The 22260-nt window shown below is 57.8% G+C and carries 19 protein-coding genes; 13 read left to right on the top strand and 6 right to left on the bottom strand.

Annotation, left to right across the window (positions count from 1 at the left end; genetic code table 11):
* Positions 1-105: 105 nt before the first annotated feature.
* The 8 genes from AC6I8A_RS18505 (at position 106) to AC6I8A_RS18470 (ending at position 10600) form a co-directional block, all read left to right on the top strand.
* Positions 106-1485: an MFS transporter gene (locus AC6I8A_RS18505; RefSeq protein WP_265302669.1), complete on the top strand. Its 1380-nt coding sequence runs from the start codon at positions 106-108 to the stop codon at positions 1483-1485.
* Between the two features lie 119 nt (positions 1486-1604).
* The gene (locus tag AC6I8A_RS18500) at positions 1605-2768 is read left to right on the top strand and encodes an HD-GYP domain-containing protein (RefSeq protein WP_256697749.1); all 1164 of its coding nucleotides are present in this window, start codon (positions 1605-1607) and stop codon (positions 2766-2768) included.
* A 109-nt stretch (positions 2769-2877) separates the two neighbouring features.
* Positions 2878-2967: a K(+)-transporting ATPase subunit F gene (gene kdpF / locus AC6I8A_RS18495; RefSeq protein WP_081113208.1), complete on the top strand. Its 90-nt coding sequence runs from the start codon at positions 2878-2880 to the stop codon at positions 2965-2967.
* On the top strand, positions 2967-4646 hold the full coding sequence (kdpA, locus tag AC6I8A_RS18490; protein ID WP_256697747.1) for a potassium-transporting ATPase subunit KdpA: 1680 nt from the start codon (positions 2967-2969) through the stop codon (positions 4644-4646). Before kdpF ends, kdpA begins: the two co-directional genes overlap by 1 nt.
* A 7-nt stretch (positions 4647-4653) precedes the next feature.
* Positions 4654-6702: a potassium-transporting ATPase subunit KdpB gene (gene kdpB / locus AC6I8A_RS18485; RefSeq protein WP_256697746.1), complete on the top strand. Its 2049-nt coding sequence runs from the start codon at positions 4654-4656 to the stop codon at positions 6700-6702.
* Positions 6703-6713: 11 nt separating this feature from the next.
* Positions 6714-7283: a potassium-transporting ATPase subunit KdpC gene (kdpC, locus tag AC6I8A_RS18480; RefSeq protein WP_256697745.1), complete on the top strand. Its 570-nt coding sequence runs from the start codon at positions 6714-6716 to the stop codon at positions 7281-7283.
* Positions 7284-7354: 71 nt separating this feature from the next.
* Complete coding sequence (kdpD, locus tag AC6I8A_RS18475; protein ID WP_293792143.1) at positions 7355-10036, top strand: two-component system sensor histidine kinase KdpD; 2682 nt, start codon at positions 7355-7357, stop codon at positions 10034-10036.
* 54 nt (positions 10037-10090) lie between these two features.
* A complete protein-coding gene (locus AC6I8A_RS18470; protein ID WP_008109449.1) occupies positions 10091-10600 on the top strand; it encodes a TIGR00645 family protein in 510 nt (169 codons plus the stop codon).
* A gap of 114 nt (positions 10601-10714) precedes the next feature.
* On the opposite strand, the gene AC6I8A_RS18465 is transcribed toward AC6I8A_RS18470, so the two are convergent.
* Positions 10715-11647 carry a LysR family transcriptional regulator gene (locus AC6I8A_RS18465; protein WP_256697743.1) on the bottom strand — a complete coding sequence of 311 codons (933 nt, stop codon included), beginning with the start codon at positions 11645-11647 and terminating at the stop codon, positions 10715-10717.
* Positions 11648-11739: 92 nt separating this feature from the next.
* Between AC6I8A_RS18465 and AC6I8A_RS18460 the strand changes: the two genes are divergently transcribed.
* From AC6I8A_RS18460 to AC6I8A_RS18445, 4 genes are all read left to right on the top strand, one after another.
* The gene (locus tag AC6I8A_RS18460; protein WP_256697742.1) at positions 11740-12945 is read left to right on the top strand and encodes an MFS transporter; all 1206 of its coding nucleotides are present in this window, start codon (positions 11740-11742) and stop codon (positions 12943-12945) included.
* Positions 12946-12998: 53 nt separating this feature from the next.
* Complete coding sequence (locus AC6I8A_RS18455) at positions 12999-14348, top strand: cation:proton antiporter (RefSeq protein ID WP_497818879.1); 1350 nt, start codon at positions 12999-13001, stop codon at positions 14346-14348.
* Positions 14349-14374: 26 nt separating this feature from the next.
* On the top strand, positions 14375-14722 hold the full coding sequence (locus AC6I8A_RS18450) for a hypothetical protein (protein WP_312180490.1): 348 nt from the start codon (positions 14375-14377) through the stop codon (positions 14720-14722).
* 159 nt (positions 14723-14881) lie between these two features.
* Complete coding sequence (locus tag AC6I8A_RS18445; protein WP_265302653.1) at positions 14882-15778, top strand: alpha/beta hydrolase; 897 nt, start codon at positions 14882-14884, stop codon at positions 15776-15778.
* Here the strand turns inward: AC6I8A_RS18445 and AC6I8A_RS18440 are convergent, their stop codons facing one another.
* Positions 15779-16696, bottom strand: a complete 918-nt coding sequence (locus AC6I8A_RS18440) for a bestrophin family protein (RefSeq protein WP_265302651.1) — start codon at positions 16694-16696, stop codon at positions 15779-15781.
* A 109-nt stretch (positions 16697-16805) separates the two neighbouring features.
* On the bottom strand, positions 16806-17708 hold the full coding sequence (locus tag AC6I8A_RS18435) for a LysR family transcriptional regulator (RefSeq protein ID WP_497818878.1): 903 nt from the start codon (positions 17706-17708) through the stop codon (positions 16806-16808).
* Positions 17709-17803: 95 nt separating this feature from the next.
* Here AC6I8A_RS18435 and AC6I8A_RS18430 point away from each other — a divergent pair, with 95 nt between their 5' ends.
* Positions 17804-18625 (top strand): SDR family oxidoreductase, encoded by an 822-nt coding sequence (locus tag AC6I8A_RS18430; RefSeq protein ID WP_265302647.1) that lies wholly within the window; start codon positions 17804-17806, stop codon positions 18623-18625.
* Positions 18626-18663: 38 nt separating this feature from the next.
* On the opposite strand, the gene AC6I8A_RS18425 is transcribed toward AC6I8A_RS18430, so the two are convergent.
* The 3 genes from AC6I8A_RS18425 to gorA form a co-directional block, all read right to left on the bottom strand.
* Positions 18664-19443, bottom strand: a complete 780-nt coding sequence (locus tag AC6I8A_RS18425; RefSeq protein WP_265302644.1) for an L-threonylcarbamoyladenylate synthase — start codon at positions 19441-19443, stop codon at positions 18664-18666.
* 259 nt (positions 19444-19702) lie between these two features.
* Complete coding sequence (locus AC6I8A_RS18420) at positions 19703-20635, bottom strand: nucleoside recognition domain-containing protein (RefSeq protein WP_256697734.1); 933 nt, start codon at positions 20633-20635, stop codon at positions 19703-19705.
* A gap of 220 nt (positions 20636-20855) precedes the next feature.
* Positions 20856-22208, bottom strand: coding sequence for a glutathione-disulfide reductase (gorA, locus tag AC6I8A_RS18415; protein WP_497818877.1), 1353 nt, complete (start codon positions 22206-22208; stop codon positions 20856-20858).
* Between the last annotated feature and the right edge of the window lie 52 nt (positions 22209-22260).

The following is a 22260-nucleotide window of genomic DNA, read 5'->3' as shown; positions in this document are numbered from 1 at the left end:
ATTCCGCCATTCGCACAATGACCACGCCTGAGACCGCTTCCTATAGTTGCTGCACAGGGGAAATAAAGCGGTATTCCAGTGTGTTTCATTTGAGGAATTCAGCCCATGCTAAAAGCCAATAATCGTCCACAGAACAGCCACGTACGCGTTTGGATCCTTTGCCTGATCCTGTTTCTTTCCGTGGTGGCGTATGCCGACCGCTCGATCCTGTCGATCTCGGGATCGGCGATCAAAGATGAGTTTGGACTTTCGGCGATCCAGCTTGGCCTGATCCTCTCGGCGTTTAGCTGGGCCTATGTGATCGGCCAGATCCCCGGCGGCCTGTTCCTTGATCGCTTCGGCACCAAAAAAGTGTATGGCGTGACGCTGGGGTTGTGGTCGATCTCCACGCTGCTGATGGGCTTTGTCGGCGAGTTCTCCAGCGGCATGACCATGGCACTGACATTGATGTTTGCGCTGCGTTTCGCGCTGGGCCTGATTGAAGCCCCGAGTTTTCCCGCCAATGCCCGTGCGGTGATCATGTGGTTCCCCAGCGCCGAACGCGGCCGCGCCTCTTCACTCTTCGCCTCGGCGCAATATTTTGCCGTCGCTATCTTCTCGCCGCTCTCCGGCTGGCTGGTGTCGCGTTTCGGCTGGGAATGGCCGTTCTTCGTACTGGGCGGCATTGGCGTGCTGGCGGTGTTTGTCTGGATGGGCTTTATGCGCAGTCCGCGCCATCATCCGCGAGTATCGGAAAATGAGCTGCGCTACATCGAGCAGGGCGGCGCGCTGGTCGATATTGATTCGGCGCAAACGCTAAAAGCGCGTCCGCCGTTGAGCAAAGCGATGTTCAAAAAGTTGCTCAGCAACCGCATGCTGTGGTGCGCCTATATCGGCCAATATTGCATCATCGCGCTCAGCTACTTCTTTATCACCTGGTTCCCGATTTATCTGGTGCAGGCGCGTGGCATGAACATTCTCGACGCCGGTTTTGCCACCATCGCACCGGCGGTGTTTGGCTTCGTCGGCGGCATCAGCGGCGGCTATATCTCCGACAAACTGCTGGCAAACGGCTGGAGTTTATCCTGGGCGCGTAAAACGCCGTACATCGTCGGCATGCTGATGGCGGCGTCGCTGGTTCTGGCGGCGATGATCCCCAGCAACGTTGGCATTATCGCCATTATGTCGTTCGCCTTCTTCGGCAAAGGCGTGGCGGCGGGCGCCGGAACCTGGACGATTGTCAGCGATACCGCACCAAAAGAAGCGGTTGGCCTGGCGGGCGCGATCTTCAATGGCATCGGCAATATGGCGGGTTTTATCACGCCGCTGCTGTTCGGCATCATCGTCGGCTTAACCGGCAGCTACAGCATTGGGCTGGTGTTTGTCGGCGCGCACTGCGTGGTTGCTGCTTTGCTGTTCCTGCTGGTGATGGGACCGATTGAACGCGTTGGCGAGGAGCAGGAGATTTCAAGCCAGGTCGCCATGAATGGCGACCCTACGACGTAATGTGCGCATTAATGCGCACCCATCTCGCAAACCTCACCGATCGCACAAATCACTCCTGAAGATTTTTTGCTCAGCTGCCGATACCTCCTTACCACCCACTGATATTAAGGAGCGATATCGTGATAAAGCTGATTAACGTTGACGAACTGCGGCAGGGAATGTTTATCCACAAACTTGAGGTTTGGTGGGTCAAAGATAAGCGCATTCGCAACCAAATGCTGATCACTGATAAACGCCAGATCGCGATGATCCGCAATGAGGGGATCCTGCAGTTATGGATCGATCTCGATAAATCGGTTCAGGCGCCCGCTGCGCCCGCGCCAAAAAAAGATATTCCTCAAACCCCGTTTTTCCAGGAGATGGATCAGGCGCAAAGCATCTTCAATCAGGGGAAACCGCAGGTGCTGGCGATGTTTAACGAGGCGCGTATGGGGCAGGGCCTCGACCTCGATTACACCCTTGATCTGGTGGATCAAATAGCCGGTTCGATCACCCGCGAACCGACTGCACTGCTGAGTGTGGCGCGCCTGAAGAATCACGACGATTACACCTATCTGCACTCGATGGCGGTGTGCGGCTTAATGATCTCGCTCGGCAAAAAAATGGGCCTCGATGAGCACCAGCTGCGCCGCGTTGGTATGGGCGGTTTGCTGCACGATGTGGGTAAAGCGGCGGTGCCGCTGGAGATTCTCAACAAGCCCGGCAAGCTCAGCGATGAAGAGTTTACCGTGATGCGCCAGCACCCGATTGTCGGTGCGCAGATGTTAATGGAAGCTAACGCCGGTGAAGATCTGCTGGATATCGCGCTGCATCACCATGAAAAATACGACGGCAACGGTTATCCGCACGGTCTGAAAGGCGAGGAGATCTCACTGTATGCGCGCATGGCATCGGTGTGCGACGTCTACGATGCCGTCACCTCGAATCGTCCTTATCGTAAAGGCTGGACGCCTGCCGAAGCGATGCACAACATGTTGAGCTGGCGTGGCCACTTCGATAACTCGCTGCTGCACGCCTTCGTGCGCACCATCGGCATCTATCCGGTGGGATCGCTGGTGCGACTGGCTTCCGGGCGCGTGGCGCTAGTGGTGCAGGCGGGCGAAAAATCGTTGCTCAAGCCCAAAGTGCATGTGTTCTGGTCGCTGCACGCGCAGCGCGAAGTAAAACCGGAAGAGCTCGATCTTGGCGACAGCTTCTGCACCGACAGCATCACCGGCGCGGAAGACAGCGGCTTGTGGCAGAACATCGATCTGAACCGCATCTGGGCGTTAGAAAGCGCTTAATTCTTCACCATTTTTATACTTTATTTACGCCCGCCTCCCGCCTTTTTACTTCTTCTTTATGCCGCGCCGCGCATGCTTGCAGCACTACCAAAATCCTCTGGAGGTTGCTGTGAGCGTGGGCGTGATAGCCGGCATCGTGCTGGTGTTTGTTCTTCTGGGCTACCTGATTTATGCCCTGCTTAATGCGGAGGCATTCTGATGGCTGCGAATGCATTCATGCTAATTGCGGTATTCCTGCTGGTACTGATGGTGCTGGCACAACCGCTGGGACGTTATCTCGCCCTGTTTGTGGCTGACAAGCCGCTGCTGCCGCGTACCGAACGCGCGCTGTGGCGACTGGCCGGTGCCGACGGCGACGCCATGCGCTGGCCGCACTATTTGCTGGCGATTCTGCTGTTTAACGCGCTGGGTTTTGCCTTGCTGCTGCTGATGTTGATGACGCAGGCCGCGCTGCCGCTGAACCCGCAGCATCTGCCTAATCTGAGCTGGGATCTGGCGCTCAATACCGCCATCAGCTTCGTCACCAACACCAACTGGCAATCCTACGCCGGGGAAAGCACGCTGAGCTATTTCAGTCAGATGGCGGGCCTCACGGTGCAGAACTTCCTGTCGGCGGCGACCGGTATCGCCGTGGCGTTTGCGCTGATTCGTGGTTTTGCCAACCGTTCGTTGGCGACGCTCGGCAACGCGTGGCGCGATCTCACGCGCATTACCGTTTACGTGCTGCTGCCAATCAGCCTGCTGATGGCGCTGTTCTTCGTCAGCCAGGGCAGCATTCAAACCTTCGAACCTTACCATGCGCTCACCACGCTGGAAGGCGCGCAGCAGACGCTGCCACTCGGTCCGGTGGCGTCGCAGGAAGCGATCAAAATGCTCGGCACCAACGGCGGCGGTTTCTTCAACGTCAACTCGGCGCATCCGTTCGAAAACCCGACGGCGCTGACCAACTTCGTGCAGATGCTGAGCATCTTCCTGATTCCGGCTGCGCTCTGTTTCACCTTTGGCCAGCATCTGGGCGATCGTCGTCAGGGCCACATGCTGCTGTGGGCGATGACCATCATGTTCGTGCTGGCGGTGATCACCGTGATGTGGGCCGAACTGCGTGGCAATCCGCACTTCCTCGCGCTCGGCGCGGACAGCGCCATCAACATGGAAGGCAAGGAGACGCGCTTCGGCATTCTCAACTCCAGCTTGTTTGCGGTGATCACCACGGCGGCGTCGTGTGGTGCGGTCAACGCCATGCATGACTCTTTCACCGCGCTCGGCGGCATGGTGCCGATGTGGTTGATGCAGTTGGGTGAAGTGGTGTTTGGCGGCGTCGGTGCTGGCCTGTACGGCATGCTGCTGTTCGTGCTGCTCGGCGTGTTTATCGCCGGGTTGATGATCGGTCGCACGCCAGAATACATGGGTAAAAAAATCGACGTGTGGGAGATGAAGATGACCGCGCTGGCGATTCTGGTGACGCCAACGCTGGTGCTGCTTGGCAGCGCGCTGGCGATGATGACCGATGCCGGTCGCGCCGGCATGGCCAATCCCGGCATTCATGGCTTCAGCGAAGTACTGTATGCAGTGTCATCGGCCTCTAACAACAACGGCAGCGCCTTTGCCGGATTGAGCGCCAACACGCCGTTCTGGAACCTGCTGCTCGGCTTCTGCATGTTGGTGGGCCGCTTCGGCATCATCATTCCGGTGCTGGCGATTGCCGGTTCGCTGGCAGCGAAGAAAATTCAGCCGGTGGGCAACGGTACGCTGCCAACCCACGGCCCGCTATTTATCGCGCTGCTGATTGGCACCGTCTTGCTGGTGGGCGCATTGACGTTCATCCCCGCGCTGGCATTAGGCCCGGTCGCGGAACATCTGCAACTTATTCAGGGATAACGGAATCATGAGTCGTCAACAACTGGCGCTGTTTGATGCGGCGCTCACCCGCGTTGCCATGCTGGATGCGCTGAAAAAACTCGATCCGCGCGTGCAGTTCCGCAACCCGGTGATGTTTTTGGTGTGGATTGGCAGCGTGCTGACCTCGGTATTGGCGGTGGGCATGGCCAGCGGCACGCTCAGCGGCAACGCGGGCTTTACCGCCGGCGTCGCCATCTGGCTGTGGTTCACCGTGCTGTTCGCCAACTTCGCCGAAGCGCTGGCGGAAGGGCGCAGCAAGGCGCAGGCCAACAGCCTGAAAGGCATCAGCAAAACCAGCGATGCAAAAAAACTGGCCGAAGCGCGTTATGGCGCAGCGTGGCAAAGCGTGGCGGCCGATACGCTGCGCAAAGGCGATGTGGTGCTGGTGGAAGCCGGTGACATCATTCCATGCGACGGCGAAGTGCTGGAAGGCGGCGCGTCGGTGGATGAGAGCGCCATTACCGGTGAATCCGCGCCGGTGATTCGTGAATCGGGCGGTGACTTCTCCTCCGTGACCGGCGGTACGCGCATTCTGTCCGACTGGCTGGTGATTCAGTGCAGCGTCAATCCGGGTGAAACCTTCCTCGATCGCATGATTGCGATGGTGGAAGGCGCAAAACGCCGTAAAACGCCGAACGAAGTGGCACTGACTATTCTGCTGGTGTCGCTGACGATAGTGTTCCTGTTGGCGACCGCCACGCTGTGGCCATTCTCGGCGTATGGCGGCACGCCAGTCAGCATCACGGTGCTGGTGGCGCTGCTGGTGTGTCTGATTCCTACCACCATCGGCGGCCTGCTGTCGGCCATCGGTGTGGCGGGCATGAGCCGCATGTTGGGCGCGAACGTGATTGCCACCAGCGGCCGTGCGGTGGAAGCGGCAGGCGACGTCGATGTGCTGATGCTGGATAAAACCGGCACCATCACGCTCGGTAACCGTCAGGCGACGCAGTTCCTGCCTGCGCCGGGCGTCAGCGAACAGCAACTGGCTGATGCGGCGCAATTGGCGTCGCTGGCCGATGAAACGCCAGAAGGGCGCAGCATCGTGGTGCTGGCGAAGCAGAAATTTAACCTGCGCGAGCGCGATCTCAGCAGCATGGGCGCGAGCTTTATTCCGTTCTCGGCGCAAACGCGTATGAGCGGCGTCAACGTGCAGGATCGTCTGATCCGCAAAGGTGCGGTCGATGCGGTTCGTCGCCACATCGAAGCCAATCATGGCCGTTTCCCGCTGGAAGTGAATGCCGCAGTGGAAGAGGTGGCGCGCGCGGGCGGCACGCCGCTGGTGGTCTCGGAAGGCGCGCAGGTGCTGGGCGTGGTGGCGCTGAAAGATATCGTTAAAGGCGGCATCAAAGAGCGCTTTGCCGAGCTGCGTAAGATGGGCATTAAAACGGTAATGATCACCGGCGATAACCCGTTAACGGCGGCGGCGATTGCGGCGGAAGCGGGCGTCGATGATTTCCTGTCGGAAGCGACGCCGGAAGCCAAGCTGGCGCTGATTCGCCAGTATCAGGCCGAAGGGCGTTTAGTGGCGATGACCGGCGACGGCACCAACGACGCACCGGCGCTGGCGCAGGCCGACGTGGCGGTGGCGATGAACTCAGGTACTCAGGCGGCGAAAGAGGCCGGCAACATGGTCGATCTCGACTCGAATCCGACCAAGCTGTTGGAAGTGGTGCACATCGGTAAACAGATGCTGATGACGCGCGGTTCGCTGACCACCTTCAGTATCGCCAACGACGTGGCGAAATATTTCGCCATTATTCCGGCCGCGTTTGCCGCCACCTATCCGCAGCTCAATATGCTGAATGTGATGGGGCTGCATTCGCCGAATTCGGCAATTCTGTCTGCGGTGATTTTTAACGCGCTGGTGATTGTGTTCCTGATTCCGCTGGCGCTGAAAGGCGTGAGTTATCGCCCGCTGAGCGCGGCGGCGCTGCTGCGTCGCAACCTGTGGATTTACGGTGCGGGCGGATTGGTGGTGCCGTTTATAGGTATTAAAGCCATCGACCTGCTGCTGACGCTGCTTGGTCTGGCTTAAGGAGAAGAGAAATGAGTCAGTTACGTCCAGCTATTGTATTGTTATTAGTGCTTACGCTGCTCACTGGTGCGGTCTATCCGCTGCTCACTACCGGTCTGGCGCAATGGTGGTTCCCATCACAGGCCAACGGTTCGCTGATTGAGCAGGATGGCGCGGTACGCGGTTCCGAGCAGATCGGCCAGGCATTTAATCAGCCGGGCCACTTTTGGGGCCGACCTTCCGCAACCGGTGATGCGCCTTATAATGCGCTGGCCTCGAGCGGCAGCAATCTGGCAGGCAGCAATCCGGCACTGGACAGAGCGGTGGCAGAACGCGTCGCTGCGCTGCGTGCGGCGAATCCGCAAGCACCCAAAGCGGTGCCGGTGGAGTTAGTGACGGCATCGGCGAGCGGATTAGACCCGGACATTTCGCCGGAAGCCGCGTTGTGGCAGGCACCGCGTATTGCCGCCGCACGCAACATGGCGCTGAAAGATGTTGAGGCGCTGATTGTGCGCCACACCGAGCGCCCGCTGCTGCCGTTTGTCGGCGAAGAGACAGTTAACGTGCTGCGCCTCAATCTGGCGCTGGATGATTTGCAATAAACCCGTAGGGTCGCCATTGATGGCGACCGTTTTCATGGCCGCACGGAACCTCGATTAATCGGACGGATTCTTTGAACGACCTACATGATGAACTGCCCCGCCCCGATCCCGATGCGCTATTGCTGAACCACAGCGACAGCCATCGCGGTAAGCTGAAAATCTACTTCGGCGCCTGCGCGGGCGTGGGAAAAACCTTCGCCATGCTGCAGGAGGCGCAGCGCCTGCGCGCACAAGGTCTCGACGTGCTTGCGGGCGTGGTGGAAACCCACGATCGCGCAGAGACCGCCGCGCTGCTCAACGGGCTGGCGCTGTTGCCCCGTCGTGCCACCGGGCGTTCACGCCACGCCGAATTCGACCTCGATGCGGCATTAGCGCGTCATCCGGCGGTGATCCTGATGGATGAACTGGCGCACACCAACGTGCAGGGTTCGCGCCATCCCAAGCGCTGGCAGGACATTGAAGAGCTGCTCGAAGCGGGCATCGACGTCATCACCACCGTTAACGTCCAGCATCTGGAAAGCCTGAATGATGTGGTCGGCGGCGTCACCGGTATTCAGGTGCGCGAAACCGTGCCCGATCCCTTCTTTGACAGTGCCGACGAAGTGGTGCTGGTGGATCTGCCGCCGGACGATCTGCGTCAGCGGCTGAAAGAGGGCAAAGTCTACGTCGGCGACCGCGCCGAACGCGCCATCGAAAACTTCTTCCGTAAAGGCAATCTGTTCGCGCTGCGCGAGCTGGCGCTGCGCCGCACCGCCGATCGCGTGGATGACCAGATGCGCGCCTGGCGCGATCAGCAAGGCCGCGACAAAGTGTGGCATACGCGTGACGCCATTCTGCTGTGCATCGGTGACGATACCGGCAGCGAGAAGCTGGTGCGCACCGCCGCACGTTTAGCGGCGCGGCTTGGCAGCGAATGGCACGCGGTGTATGTCGAAACGCCGCGCCTCAATCGGCTGCCGGAAGCGCGCCGTCGCGCCATCCTGCGCACGCTGCAGCTGGCGCAGGAACTTGGTGCGGAAACCGCCACGCTCTCCGATCCCGATGAAGCGCGCGCGGTGTTGCGCTACGCGCGCGAGCACAATCTCGGCAAAATCGTAACCGGTCGCCAGCCGCAACGGCGCTGGCGGCGCGACAGCTTTGCCCAGCGCCTCGGCGAACTCGGCCCGGATCTCGATTTGCTGGTGGTGGCATTGGATGAACCGGTGCGCGATGCACCGCATCCGCTCAGCGGCCAGCGCGCCAGCAGCGAAAAATGGCGGCTCTATCTGCGCGGCTGCTTGATGGCACTGCTGCTGTGTATTTTGGTCACCGGCGTTGGGCGCTGGCTGCTGGTTGAGTTTGATCCCGCCAACAGCGTAATGATTTATCTGCTAGCGGTGGTGCTGGTGGCGCTGCGTTATGGCCGCTGGCCGTCGGTGTTCGCCACGGTGATCAACATCATCGCCTTCGACCTGTTCTTTGTCGCGCCGACCGGCACCGTTGCGGTGTCAGATTTGCAGTATCTGGTGACCTTCGCGGTGATGCTGGCAGTGGGCGTGATTGTCGGGAATCTCACCGCTGGCGTGCGCTATCAGGCCAAAGTGGCGCGCTATCGAGAACAGCGCGCGCGGCATCTGTATGAGATGGCGAAAGCGCTCGGCAGCGACCTGACGCCGCAGGATATCGCCAGCACCAGCCAGCGCATCATCGATGTCACCTTGCAGGCGCGCAGTTTGCTGCTGCTGCCGGATGAGCAGGGCGAGCTGCAAACCGTGGGCGATACCGCGATTGGCACGCCGCCGGATCTGGCTATCGCCAAGTGGAGTTACAGCAAAGGTCAACCGGCGGGCGCGGGCACCGATACCTTGCCTGCGGTGCCGTACCAGATTCTGCCGCTGAAAAGCGGCAATCACTGTCGCGGCTTGCTGGTAGTAGAACCGGAAAACCTGCGCCAGCTGATGATTCCCGAGCAGCAGCGTTTACTGGAAACTTTCACCGTGCTGATTGCCAACGCGCTGGAACGCATGGCGCTGTCGCACAGTGAGGCGGCGTCGCGGCTGTCCGCAGAACGCGAGCAGCTGCGCAATGCGCTGCTGTCAGCGCTGTCGCACGACCTGCGTACGCCGCTGACGGTGCTGTTTGGTCAGGCGGAGATGCTGATGCTCGATCTCGCCAGTGAAGAGTCGAAGTACGTCGGCCAGGCCAATCAGATTCGCGAACAGACGCTAAGCACCATTCGGCTGGTGAGTAACATGCTGGATATGGCGCGCATTCAGTCTGGCGGGCTCAATCTGCGTGAAGAGTGGGTAGCGCTGGATGAGGTGATTGGCGGTGCGCTGAGCAGCATGGGCCCGTCGCTGAAGGGCCATGAATTTATGCTCGAATTGCCCGAGATGGTGCTGATCAAAGGCGACAGCGCCATGCTGGAACGGGTGTTTACCAATCTGATCGAAAACAGCCTGAAATACGCCGGCAACGCCGCGCAGCACGGTATTCGGGCGTGGCGCGATCGCGATCGGCTGGAGATTGCGGTGTGGGACAGCGGTCCCGGCATCGCGCCGGAGAACCTGGCGCGTATTTTTGACAAGTTTGCGCGCGGCGATAAAGAGTCAGCGGTGCCGGGCGTCGGATTGGGGTTGGCGATCGGTAAAACCATTATCGAATCCCATCGCGGGCGTATCTGGGCGGAGAATCGGCCAGAAGGCGGCGCGGTGTTCCGTTTGTCATTGCCGCTGCCCGCCGCGCCTGAAATTTCTGAAGAAGGGCTGAAATAACTTCACATAAGTTCGGTTATACTCGCCCACTTGTCTGTTGATTAATGGGAACTTATGGAACGTTTTATCGAAAACCTGATGTATTCATCGCGCTGGCTGCTGGCTCCGGTTTACATGGGACTTTCGTTGGGCCTGCTGGCGCTGACCATCAAATTCTTCCAGGAAATTTTTCACCTGTTGCCGCACGTCTTCACCATCGCGGAGAACGATTTGATTCTGTTGCTGCTGTCGCTGGTGGATATGACGCTGGTCGGCGGTTTGCTGGTGATGGTGATGCTCTCGGGTTACGAGAACTTTGTCTCCAAGCTGGATATTGATGAGCACAGAGAGAAGCTGAGCTGGCTCGGTAAAATGGACTCCGGCTCGTTGAAAAACAAAGTGGCGGCCTCGATTGTGGCGATTTCATCGATTCACCTGCTGCGTATTTTTATGGATGCGCGCAACATCGAGAATGAAAAGCTGATGTGGTACGTGATTATCCACCTGACGTTTGTGCTGTCGGCCTTTGTGATGGGCTGGCTGGATAATATGTCGAAGGGGGATAAGAAAGCGGTGAAGATGTAGTTGGGTGCGCGCTGGCCCTCACCCCAGCCCTCTCCCGCAAGCGGGCGAGGGGGCTGACCGTGCTACCATCGGTTCCCTCTCCCTTTGGGAGAGGGTTAGGGTGAGGGGAAACCGCTACCGCGTCGGCGGCTGCGCTCCCGCTAACTTCGGCATCACTTCGCGAATCATGGCGAAAAACTTCTGTAATCGCGCCGGATAATAGCTCGCCCACGGATAAGTCAGCCACACCGGCAGCGGCGGCGCTTGCCACTCCGGCAACAGCTGAATCAAATCGCCTTTGGCTAAATCCTCCTGCACCACCCACGACGACACCACCGCCGCGCCCATGCCCGCAATCGCGGCTTTGCGCACCGCGTACAAACTGTCGCTGGCGAGGCGTGGCGCAATCGCCAGATTCAGCGGTTGACCATCACTAATACGCTGCAAGGCGATTTCGTTGCGATAAAAGCTGGTCAGCGCCAGCCACGGCAGATGAGTGAGCTGCGACACCTCATCCACTGGCGGATGCGCGGCCAGCAGCGACGGTGCCGCCACCACAAAGCGCGGCACTTCCGCCAGTAACACAGCCACGATTGACGCATCGCTGGGCGCACCGACCTGAATCGCACAATCGATGTTTTCGCTGATGAAGTCTGGCGTGCGGTCATTCAGCGTCCACTCCACGTTTAAGCGTGGATAGCGATGCAGATAATCAATCAGCGGTTCAATCAGCTGATCCTGGCCAAACGCATGCGGCGCCCGCACGCGCAACGTGCCAATCGGGTCATCGCTGGCGCCGGTGAGATCATCCTCCAGCGCATGCCAGGTCGCCACCAGCTGACGCGCCTGTGCATAACAGCGCTCGCCATCATCGGTAAGTTTCAGCGCATGCGTGGTGCGCATAATCAGTTTGAGGCCGAGTCGCTGCTCGAGCGCCTGCAGACGACGGCTGATGGTGGGCTGCGTGGTACCGAGTTGGGTGGCGGCGGCTGACAGCGATCCGCTCTCGACGATGCGGATAAAGGTTTGCATCAGTTCGATGCGATCCAGGCTGGAGATGTTGTTCATACGCACCACGCATAACAGTTCTGTGTTTGAGCAGTCTACCGCGTATGGCGGCGACGCGCTTTAATAAGCGCACTTTCACGGGGGAATCCACTATGTCAGCCATCTCAACGTCAGCCATGCCAGCTGAAAAACTGCCCGCGCCGCTGGTCTTCACGCTCGCGGCCGGTGCCGGACTCAGCGTCGCATCGATTTACTACAGCCAGCCGATGCTGGATATCATCAGCAAACAGTTCAACGTCGGGATCGGCAGCGTCGGCATGGTGCCGATGCTGACGCAAGCCGGTTACGCGCTGGGGATTTTGCTGCTGGCCCCACTCGGTGACCGTCACGATCGTCGCACCATTATTCTGATTAAAGGTTTGCTGCTGGTTGCTGCGCTGCTGCTGTGTGGCTTCTCGGGCGGATTAAATGCCTTGCTGGTCGCCAGCTTCGTCACCGGTTTAACCGCCACCGTGGCGCAGGACATCGTGCCAGCGTCAGCGGCGTTAGCGCCGGAGCGCAGTCGAGGCAAAACCGTCGGCACGGTGATGACGGGATTGCTGGTGGGGATTTTGCTGTCACGCGTGGTGAGCGGCGTGGTGGCGGAGTATTTCGGCTGGCGCACCATGTACATGATTGCGGCGGTAGCGGTGTTGCTGATTAGCGTTGCGCTGTGGCGCGTGCTGCCGCGCTTTACGCCGGGTACCTCGGTGAGCTATCCGCGTCTGCTGCTGTCGCTGGCGCATCTGTGGCAGCACCATCAAACGCTGCGCCGTGCCGCGCTGGCGCAAGGATTGTTGTCGGTGGGCTTTAGCGCCTTCTGGTCAACGCTGGCGTTGATGCTGAGTCAAAACTTCCATCTGGACAGCGCGGTCGCTGGCGCATTCGGCCTTGCGGGTGCCGCAGGCGCTCTGGCCGCGCCGTTAGCTGGCAGCGTGGCGGATCGCATCGGTCCAGCGCGTGTTACGCAGTACGGTGCCACGCTGGTTATGGTGTCGTTCGCGCTGATGTTCTTGTTGCCGCTGCTGCCGATGCCGGCTCAGCTGGGTCTGATTATTATCAGCACCATCGGTTTTGATTTAGGTGTGCAGGCCACGCTGGTGGCGCATCAGACGCTGGTTTACAGCCTGGCACCAGAAGCACGCAGCCGCCTTAACGCCCTGATGTTTACCGTGGTGTTTATCGGCATGGCAACCGGTGCGGCGCTGGGAAGCCTGGCGCTGGCACACTGGGGCTGGACCGGCGTAGTCGCACTCGCAACGTTGGCCGCTGCGCTTGCCCTGATGATTCGCCTCGCCAGCCGTCATCTGAAAAACTGATCGCTTAACATGTGCCAGGCTTAAAGGAGAATGTCATTTAAAAACGGAGCGTTATGAATTTCCTGGCCTGGACCGCCGCCACCGGCGGTCTTTTACTCCTTATGTCACTGGCTTCCGGGTGGATTCACCGTGGGCCAGTGACCTCATTTGGTCTCTACCTGTTCGCGGGCATCCTGTGTGGTCCGTGGATGCTCAATCTGCTGCAAGTCGACATCATCGGTCACGCCAACCTCGCCGCGCATCTCACTGAAATCGCTATGGCGGCCTCGCTGTTTATCACCGGGCTGAAACTGCGCTTGCCGCTCAACGCGCATGCGTGGCGGCTTGGCGTCAGGCTGGCGTTTCCGGCGATGCTGCTTACCGTCGGCGGCATGACGCTACTGGTGCACTGGATCACTGGCTTCGATTGGGCGATGTCGCTGGCGTTTGGTGCCATTGTTGCGCCGACCGATCCGGTGCTCGCCAGCCTGATTTCCGTGAACGATGCGCGTGATGACGATGCCCTGCGCGTGGCGCTCTCCAGCGAAGCGGGCATGAACGACGGTTCCGCGCTGCCGCTGCTGATGCTGGCGATTTTGCTGTTGCAGCCGGGCGAATTGAGCACCGCTGCGCTGGGCGAATGGTTCGCCAAAGATGCGCTGTGGGCGATTGGCGGCGGACTGGGAATTGGCTTTGCGCTGGGTTGGCTGATCGGTCAGCTGGCGACGCATTTACGTACCGCCAATCAGGATGTGGCACCCAACGATCTGTTCGCACTGGCGCTGATTGCGTTGAGCTATGCTGCTGCGCAGTCGGTTGATGCGTCGGGCTTCCTCGCCACTTTTGCGGCCGGCGTCGGGTTACGTCGCGCGGAATTGCGCGTGGTGAAGCACTATCCGCAAGATGAGATGTCTGAAGAGGAGCGTTTCTTACCGGCAGAAGCGCGCGTCAATACCGGTCAGCGGATGGCGCAGGGCAGCAGCGGCATGGTCAAATCGGTGGGTTTGGTGATCGGCGATGCGCTCTCATTTGGTGATACCATCGAGCGTTTGCTGGCGGCGGGCATGATGGTGGTGCTGGGCATTACGCTGGCGCAGCACTGGAATCTCATCGGTATCGGCCTCGCGCTGCTGCTGTTTGTGGTGGTGCGTCCGCTGGCGGTATGGATCACCACATGGCGCTGCGATATTCCGCTGATGCGACGTTTGCTGATTGGCTGGCTGGGTATTCGCGGCATCGGCAGTATCAATTATATTGCCTATGCATGGGTGCACGGCATGCGTGGACCGCAGGCGGAACAGATGGTGGATATGGCGCTGACGTTAGTGGTGTGCAGCATTGTGTTGCACGGCATCACGGTCACGCCGTTGTTAAACTGGCGTGCTGCCCGTCAGGCCGCACGCGCCGAACAAAACGAAAACTGATTTATTGGAAATTATTGGAGCCTATTATGAAAGCGTTATTACTCGCCCTCGTTGGGCTGTCGCTGTCAGCCGGTGCCCTGGCTGCCGACGGTGAAAATAATCAGGAAGAGAATGTTTATGCCAGCCAGCTGTGTCATCTGGTGAGCAGTGAAAAGAAGACCAGCGATTTGGATGGCTACACGGAGAAGCTGAAGTCACAACTCGCGGCCAGCCAGTCTTCGTCGTCTATGCAGCAGCCTGAATTTAATGAAGAAATCGCGCAGGAAGTGATTAGCGCGTGGCTGGAGTTGGGCGAGGATGAGCGCGGCAAACTGCGTAAAGATCAGCAGCAGTGTGAACAAACAGTGATGACCCAATTCCAACAGCAGGATTAGTTCTATTTATCGCAAGAATACGCGCCTTTTCAGGCGCGTTTTTTATGGCTTTTTTGTACGATTTACGTACATAATCGCCAACGTCGAAATCAGACATGCGTCACATAATGAGATTCAGCTACTGAAGCTGGCATTTTTTGCATACTGGCACTGGGCAAGATGATTACACGTCGTCACTTTTTGTTGGCTACTGGAGCAACCGTTCTCTCGATGACCACGGGCAAACTCTTTGCTCGCGATGATGTCATTCCGTTGTGGCCCGACGATCCGCCCGGCGGCGGCGGCCCTTCAGGCTTGCTCAAAGTCGATCGCCATGGCTCCTGGACCAATATCGTTTCACCCGCGATTCAACGTTTCCGCCCGGAAAATCCCAACGGCGAAGCGGTGATTGTGGCGGCGGGCGGCGGCTATCGTTTTATCGGTATGGGCCGCGAAGCCTGGCCGGTGGCGCGCTGGCTGAATGGCAGCGGCTATACGGTGTATGTGCTTAGCTACCGTTTACCGGGTGAGAAGTGGCAGGCGGGCAATCTGGCACCGCTGCAGGATGCGCAACGTGCCATTCGTCTGGTGCGTTCGATGGAGCGCAAAGTGCATGTGTTGGGCTTCTCCGCCGGTGGCCATCTGCTCGGCATGGCGGCGGCGCGTCCGGATTTTGAATCCTATCCGGCGCAGGATCCGCTGGATCAGGTCAGGCCAATTGTGGATAGCGTTGGGCTGATTTATCCGGTGATCACCCTTGAAGCGCCGTATCAGCGCACCAACACGCATCTGATGATGGTGGGCCAAAACGCCACGCCGACCCAGGAAGCCAACTGGTCAGTGCAAAACTACGTCACGCGGCAATATCCGCCAACTTTTCTCGCCCAGGCCGAGGACGATCACACCTCCAACCCCCACAATACAGAAATGATGCGTGACGCTTGTCGCCGCATGCGCGTGCCGGTTGAGCTGATAGAACTCAGCAGCGGCGGGCATGGTTTTGGTCTCGGCAAAGCGGGCACGCCAGCCGCATTGTGGGATCAGGCGTATGTGCGTTGGTTGGATAATCAGGGTTAATTACGTCAAATTAAAATTCGCATCCGGCTGCAGCGGTTCCGGCAGCGGCGTATCGCCATTCATCGCTTTCAAATTGCGTTCGATATTGACGCACAGCGCATCAAGCGGCAGATGATTCGGTGCGGTGCCAAACGGATGTTCCAGCTCCTCCGCCAGCGCTTCCAGCGACAAAAAGGTGTAGGAGATAAACATCGATACCAGCGGCGTCATCAGGTGTAAATCCGCCACCAGCGCAAACGGCAGCAGCGTACAGAACAGGTAAACCGTGCGATGCAGAATCAGGCTGTAGGCGAATGGAATCGGTGTGCTGGCAATGCGATCGCAACCGCCCAGAATCGCCGATAGCTGGTTAAGATTTTCATCAATGCTCTGCCAGACAATATCCGACACCAACCCTTCATCGCGGCGCTGCGCCAGCCATTCACTCAGACATAATAAAATCTGCGACGTTGGCATCGGATGATGCAGCACTTTGCTGTGCCAGCAGGCTGGCAGCAAACGCTGTAAATCGACCTGCACATCAGTTTTACGCAGGCGATGTTTCAGGCTCCAGCAGAACGCCAGCAGCAAGCCGGTAAATTCCTGTACCTGTTCTTCACTCAGGCCACGAATGCTTTTGATCTGCCGCAGCAGCGAGCGTTGGGTGATATGCAGGCTGCCCCACAAGGTGCGAGCTTCGATAAAACGCGCATAGCTGGCGTTATTACGAAAGCCGAGAAAGATAGCGATCGACACACCGACCAAACTAAAAGGCGCGGTGGTGAGGTGAATGCCGAAAGTGGAGTACCACGGGTAACCAAAGATGGCGATCAGCGACATCAGCAGATTGAGCGACAGGCGGAACACGATGTTGCTGAGCACCGAGCCATGCCAGTCAAACAGCCGGAGAAACCAGTGTTGATGAGGACGTACGATCATTTTGCGATGGTGTATTTTTTAGGTTTTGTGAAGATAGGTTACGCCGCCGGGCATGAAGAGAGCAACGCCGTTGCTGAAGGTTTTAAGACTGAAACCGTGTTTCTCGACCTCACGCGTAATGAGGCAGGCTGACTTTCAGGGCATCGATAAACAGCCGCAGCGCCATGGATTGATGTCGGTTGGGCGGGAACCACAGCGCAATCCCCGCCGATTGCACCCGCCACTCGGCCAGCAGCTCCACCAGCTGGCCGCTGCGCAGTTCTTTCTCCACATACAGCGATGGCACATACGCAATGCCCAAACCGGCGAGAGCGGCCTGTGCCATCAACGCGTTGCTGTCTAACGTCAGCGTGCCTGGCACGTCAATCTCATGCTTTTCGCCCGCCTGCGCATATTCCCACTGATAACGTTTACCGCTCGGCAAGCGCTGGCGAATGCACTGCTGTTGCAGCAGATCGCGCGGATGAACAATCGACGCGTTTCTTGTCAGATAAGCGGGCGCGGCGACGGTTACAAACGTCAGCGGGCCGCCAAGCGGAACGGCCACCATATCCTGCGGTACATCCTCAATCAGCCGAATGCCGGCATCAAAACCGGCGGCGGTGATATCCACTAACGCACCTTGCGCGGCGAAATCGAGCTGAATATCGGGATAGTGCGCGCTAAAGTCCGCCACTACGTGATCCAGCAGCAAACCGATCGAGGCATCGCTGGCGCTGATGCGCAGCGTGCCGTAATGCTGATGACGGCTGGCGGAGATGTCGTGCAGCACATCATCCATCTGGTTCAGCAGCGGCGAAAGCCGATCCAGCAGTTGCTGCCCGGCATCGGTGAGCGACACGCTGCGCGTGGTGCGTTGAAACAGCTGTACGCCCAGATTGTGCTCCAGCGTTTTCACCAGATGGCTGAGCGAAGAGCGCTTTAAGCCGAGCATTTCAGCGGCACGGCGAAAGCTGCGCTGCTCGCCCAGCGTTTTGATGGCCTGCAGTTCGTGCCAGGAAGGACGTCTCATTGGTGGTTTTTCCTCACCGGGTCATGCGCGATTAGGTGGATTATCTCCACCAGTAAAGCGATCTACCATCAGGTTTTCAATATGAGGAGCACAACATGAAAACCTGGTTAATTACCGGTGCCAGCAGCGGGCTGGGCCGATTGATGAGTGAACGTTTACTGGCGCGCGGCGATCGCGTATTGGCAACGGTGCGACGTGAGCAGGCGATGGCCGATCTGCAGCAAACCTACGGCGAACAGCTGCAGATTATTGCGCTGGATTTGGCGCACACCGCCAGCATTGCACCCGCGATTAAACGCGCTTTTGCCGCCGTCGATCGCATTGATGTGGTGGTGAGCAACGCAGCTTACGGCCTGTTTGGCGCGGCTGAAGAGTTGAGCGATGCGCAGATTGAGCGCCAGATCGTCACCAATCTTACCGGTTCAATCCAGCTGATTCGCGTGGTGATCCCTTTCCTGCGTCAGCAGGGCGGCGGGCGCATCGCGCAGGTTTCCTCCGAAGGCGGCCAAATCGCCTATCCCAACTTCAGCCTGTATCACGCCACGAAATGGGGCATTGAAGGATTTGTCGAAGCGGTGCGCCAGGAAGTCGCCAGCTTCGGTGTTGATTTCCTGCTGGTGGAACCAGGCCCGACCGCAACCCATTTTGGTGCGGGTCTGGATGTGGCCGATGCGCTGGCGGTTTATCGCGATAACGCCGCAGGCCAGTTGCGTCAGGCGATTTTTTCGGGCGATTTCACTATTGCCGGCGATGCCGGGAAATGCGTCACGGCGATGATCGCCACGCTGGATCAGCCCAGCATGCCGCTGCGATTAGCGCTCGGCAGCACGGCGTATCAGAATATCGAAACGGCGCTGGAAAGCCGGCTGGCAGAGCTGCGCGGGCAACGGGATGTGGCGTTTGGCGCGGATGTGTAAATCTGTAGGGTCGCCATTCATGGCGACCAAGCCGCAAATCAATAATAATCGCCGTGGCGGTAATCCCATGAAGGGAAGATCTCGGACAGCAGCGCCATAATTTTATCCACATCCAACCCTTTACGAATCAGCACCGGGCACGGCGTGATTTTGCGCTCGCCGTTTTGCTGTGGAATCAGACGACCTTCGCTATCCACCATCGACACCATAACGCCTTGTTCATAGCGCACTTTATTGGCATCGTTAGGCTGAATGGATTTCACATAAGCATTGGCTTCGATAATTAAATCGGCGCGGGCTTCAATGCGCTCGCCAATACCTTCAACCAAACCGCGATTTCCCTGCCCAGATGGATTGGCTGAGCTGGCAAAGGAGAATTTCCCGTGAGTATCCCATAATGCTTTTGCGATATTTTCGCCTGGCTTGCCGAATTTAATCACGAAGCAGCTGGTTTGACGGCCATCCATCATCAGCTCTTTTGAGCCATCATCGGGAATACGCGACAGCGCATCGTCGCGCCACGGAAGAATACAGCCCAGCAGAATATCTTCATCCCAGTGACGCTGATAAAGCTGGTCGATTTCTGGTGTGAGCTGCGCCAGCGAACGCAGCTGTTCCAGCGAGCCGCACAGCACCACGCCAGGCTTGTTGCGCTTGCGCTGCTTGGCTTCGAACTTACGCTCCAGTCCGGCTTTATCGGAGGTCATGATGATGTAGCCCACTTTGGTTGGGCTAACGATCATGCCGCCATCTTTCGCCAGAATATCGATGGCTTCCGGTTGTAATCCGCCATTCCAGGTTATCTGCTTAGCGCTCATGGAGTTACCCTGTCTGCAAAAAAAGGATATACAGGAATATTACCTGCAATGAAGTTAAGGGCTTGGTAAATTAACCCGATATTTAATCAGGATTAATTTTATAGTTGAAATATCTGTTGCGATAATAGTACTAAAAATATCACTAATGCAATGGGTGAAAATAACGATGAAATTAATAGGGCTAATAATAAATAACGCCTGTGAATTGTAGTGTTATTTACTAAATGGCGCTGAAAAGCGTATTCAGCGCCAGCAATAATCAGAACAGGATGGCGTGCACCATCGCTCGCAGCGCAATACCGAGCATAATGCCGGGCACGGCAAAGCGGAACAGGCGCGGGAATCGGCTCGACAGGCCAAGGTAGATCCCGATGCCGGGCAGATCGAAGGTTTGAATCAGCAATCCCGCCGACGCGTTGATGTTGTGCGCGCTGTATAAGCCTTTCTCCACCAATCCCGCCACCACGCCGTAATAGGCGGTGCCGCCTGCCAGACATTTAGTCAGCGCCGGAAGAATATAGACTTCGGAAATATTCAGCTTATCCAGCAGCGGCGACACCAGACGCGTCAGCATTTCAATCCCGCCTGCTTCCTTCAAAATGCCGACCACCGATAACGAGATAATCAGCATCGGCAGCGAACCCAGCGCCAGACGAATCGCATCGGATCCGGCGCTATTAATGATGCCAATCAGCCCCATTTTATTTTCGCTGCTGGTGACGGCTTCATCTTCATTCAACAGCGCCGCATCAGAGAGTTTGCGGCCAAACAGGTGATAAGTTGCCGCCGCCGCTACTACGCCGCCGCAGATCGAAATAATTAGCGCCGTGCTCCAGTGTAATCCCGCCGGAATCAGCGGATAAAAGGTGCTGGCCTGGCCCATGGCAAACAGCATCGCCAGCGTGGCCGCCATATGACGATCGGAAGTGCCGCGCTTTTCCATAATGGCGAGCGCCGCCAGCGGGGCCGCAAAGCTGACGAAATTAAGCTGAATCATGGCAAAAAATGCCAGCCCGGTGATACCGAAAGGTTTTAATAACGGCGTGGCATGACGCACAACAAAATCAAGTAGACCTTTGACCTCCAGATATTTCATGATGAATAACATCACCACCATAATCGGAATCAACGTGTAGAGGGCCACGTCTACCGAGGCTTTGCCTGCGGACATAATGATATCGATAATATTCATGCCCGCTTCCGACCTTTATTCACACCGTTCTCCCCGTAAAAATATTTAAACTGGTAATGCCATTGAATTTTCAGTGCGCATTAATGGCGACCGCCAACAAAGAAATAAATCTTATCCTGTGCATGCATTATTGAGTAGTGAAGAAAACGGAATGTAAATTACAGCCATAAAAAAACCAGCCATGAATAAATGGCTGGTTTTTCATTTCCGACAGGAAATATTAACGCATCGTCACAAACTCTTCCGCCGCCGTTGGGTGAATCGCTACGGTGTTATCGAAGTCTTTCTTGGTCGCGCCCATTTTCAGCGCCACCGCGAAGCCTTGCAGCATCTCATCCATACCGTTGCCGATACCGTGAATGCCGACAATCTTCTCTTCCGGGCCAACGCACACCAGCTTCATGCGGCAAGGCTGGCGATGCTGGGTAACGGCGGTGTACATCGCGGTGAAGGAGGATTTGTACACTTTCACCTGATCGTCGCCGTACTGTTCGCGCGCCTGCGGTTCGGTCAGTCCCACGGTACCAATTGGCGGATGGCTGAACACCACAGTCGGCACGTTGCTGTAATCCAGATGCTCGTCCGGTTTGTTGTTAAACAGACGCTCGGAGAGACGACGGCCTGCGGCAACGGCCACTGGCGTCAGTTCCACCGCGCCGGTGTTATCGCCCACCGCGTAGATGCTTTTCACGTTGGTGTTCTGGAATTTATCGACGTTGATGTAGCCTTTGTCGTTCAGCGCCACGCCGGTTGCCGCCAGATTGAGGTTGTCGGTTGCTGGTTCACGGCCAATCGCCCACACCAGGCAATCGACGGTTTGCTCGTGGCCGCTTTCCAGCTGCAGCGTCAGGCTGCCGTCGGCGTTTTTGATCACGGCTTTCGGAATCGATTCGGTGTGCAGCATTGGGCCTTCGGCTTGCATCACTTCTACCAACGTATCGACGATCAGCGGATCGAAGCTGCGCAGTGGCGCATGCTTACGCACGAACAGATGCGTTTCTGCACCCAGCGCATTGACCACGCCCGCCAGTTCCACCGCGATATAGCCTGCGCCCACGACCGCCACGCGTTTTGGCAGGGCATCAAGCTCGAAGAAGCCGTCAGAGTCGATACCGTACTCCGCGCCCGGCACGTTGGGATGGCTTGGGCGTCCGCCGGTAGCAATCAGAATATGATCGGCAGTGAGTGTTTCACCGTTCACTTCCACAGTATTCGCATTGATAAAGCGCGCGAAGCCTTTGATCACTTCAACCTTGTTTTTACCCAGCACATTGTCGTATGAGCTGTGAATGCGGTCGATGTAGGCGCTGCGGTTTTTCACCAGAATTGACCAGTCAAACCGGTTTACCGTGGTGTCGAAGCCATAATCTGGCCCATAAAGATGAATAGCCTCAGCGATTTGCGCCGCATGCCACATGACCTTTTTCGGTACGCAGCCGACGTTGACACAGGTGCCGCCCAGCTCTTTGGCTTCAATCAGCGCGCACTTCTGGCCATGCATCGCTGCACGGTTAATCGAGGCGATACCGCCGCTGCCGCCGCCGATGGCGAGGTAGTCAAAATGTCTGGTCATCCGTTATGTCCATCTGTTGGAAGAAAATTGGCATAGAGTTTAACGCTAGGAC

The sequence above is a fragment of the Pantoea sp. X-Soil-ISGK-275 genome (assembly GCF_059730795.1).
The sequence above is the reverse complement of the archived record's forward strand: the minus strand, read 5'-3'. Positions and strand labels throughout refer to the sequence as shown.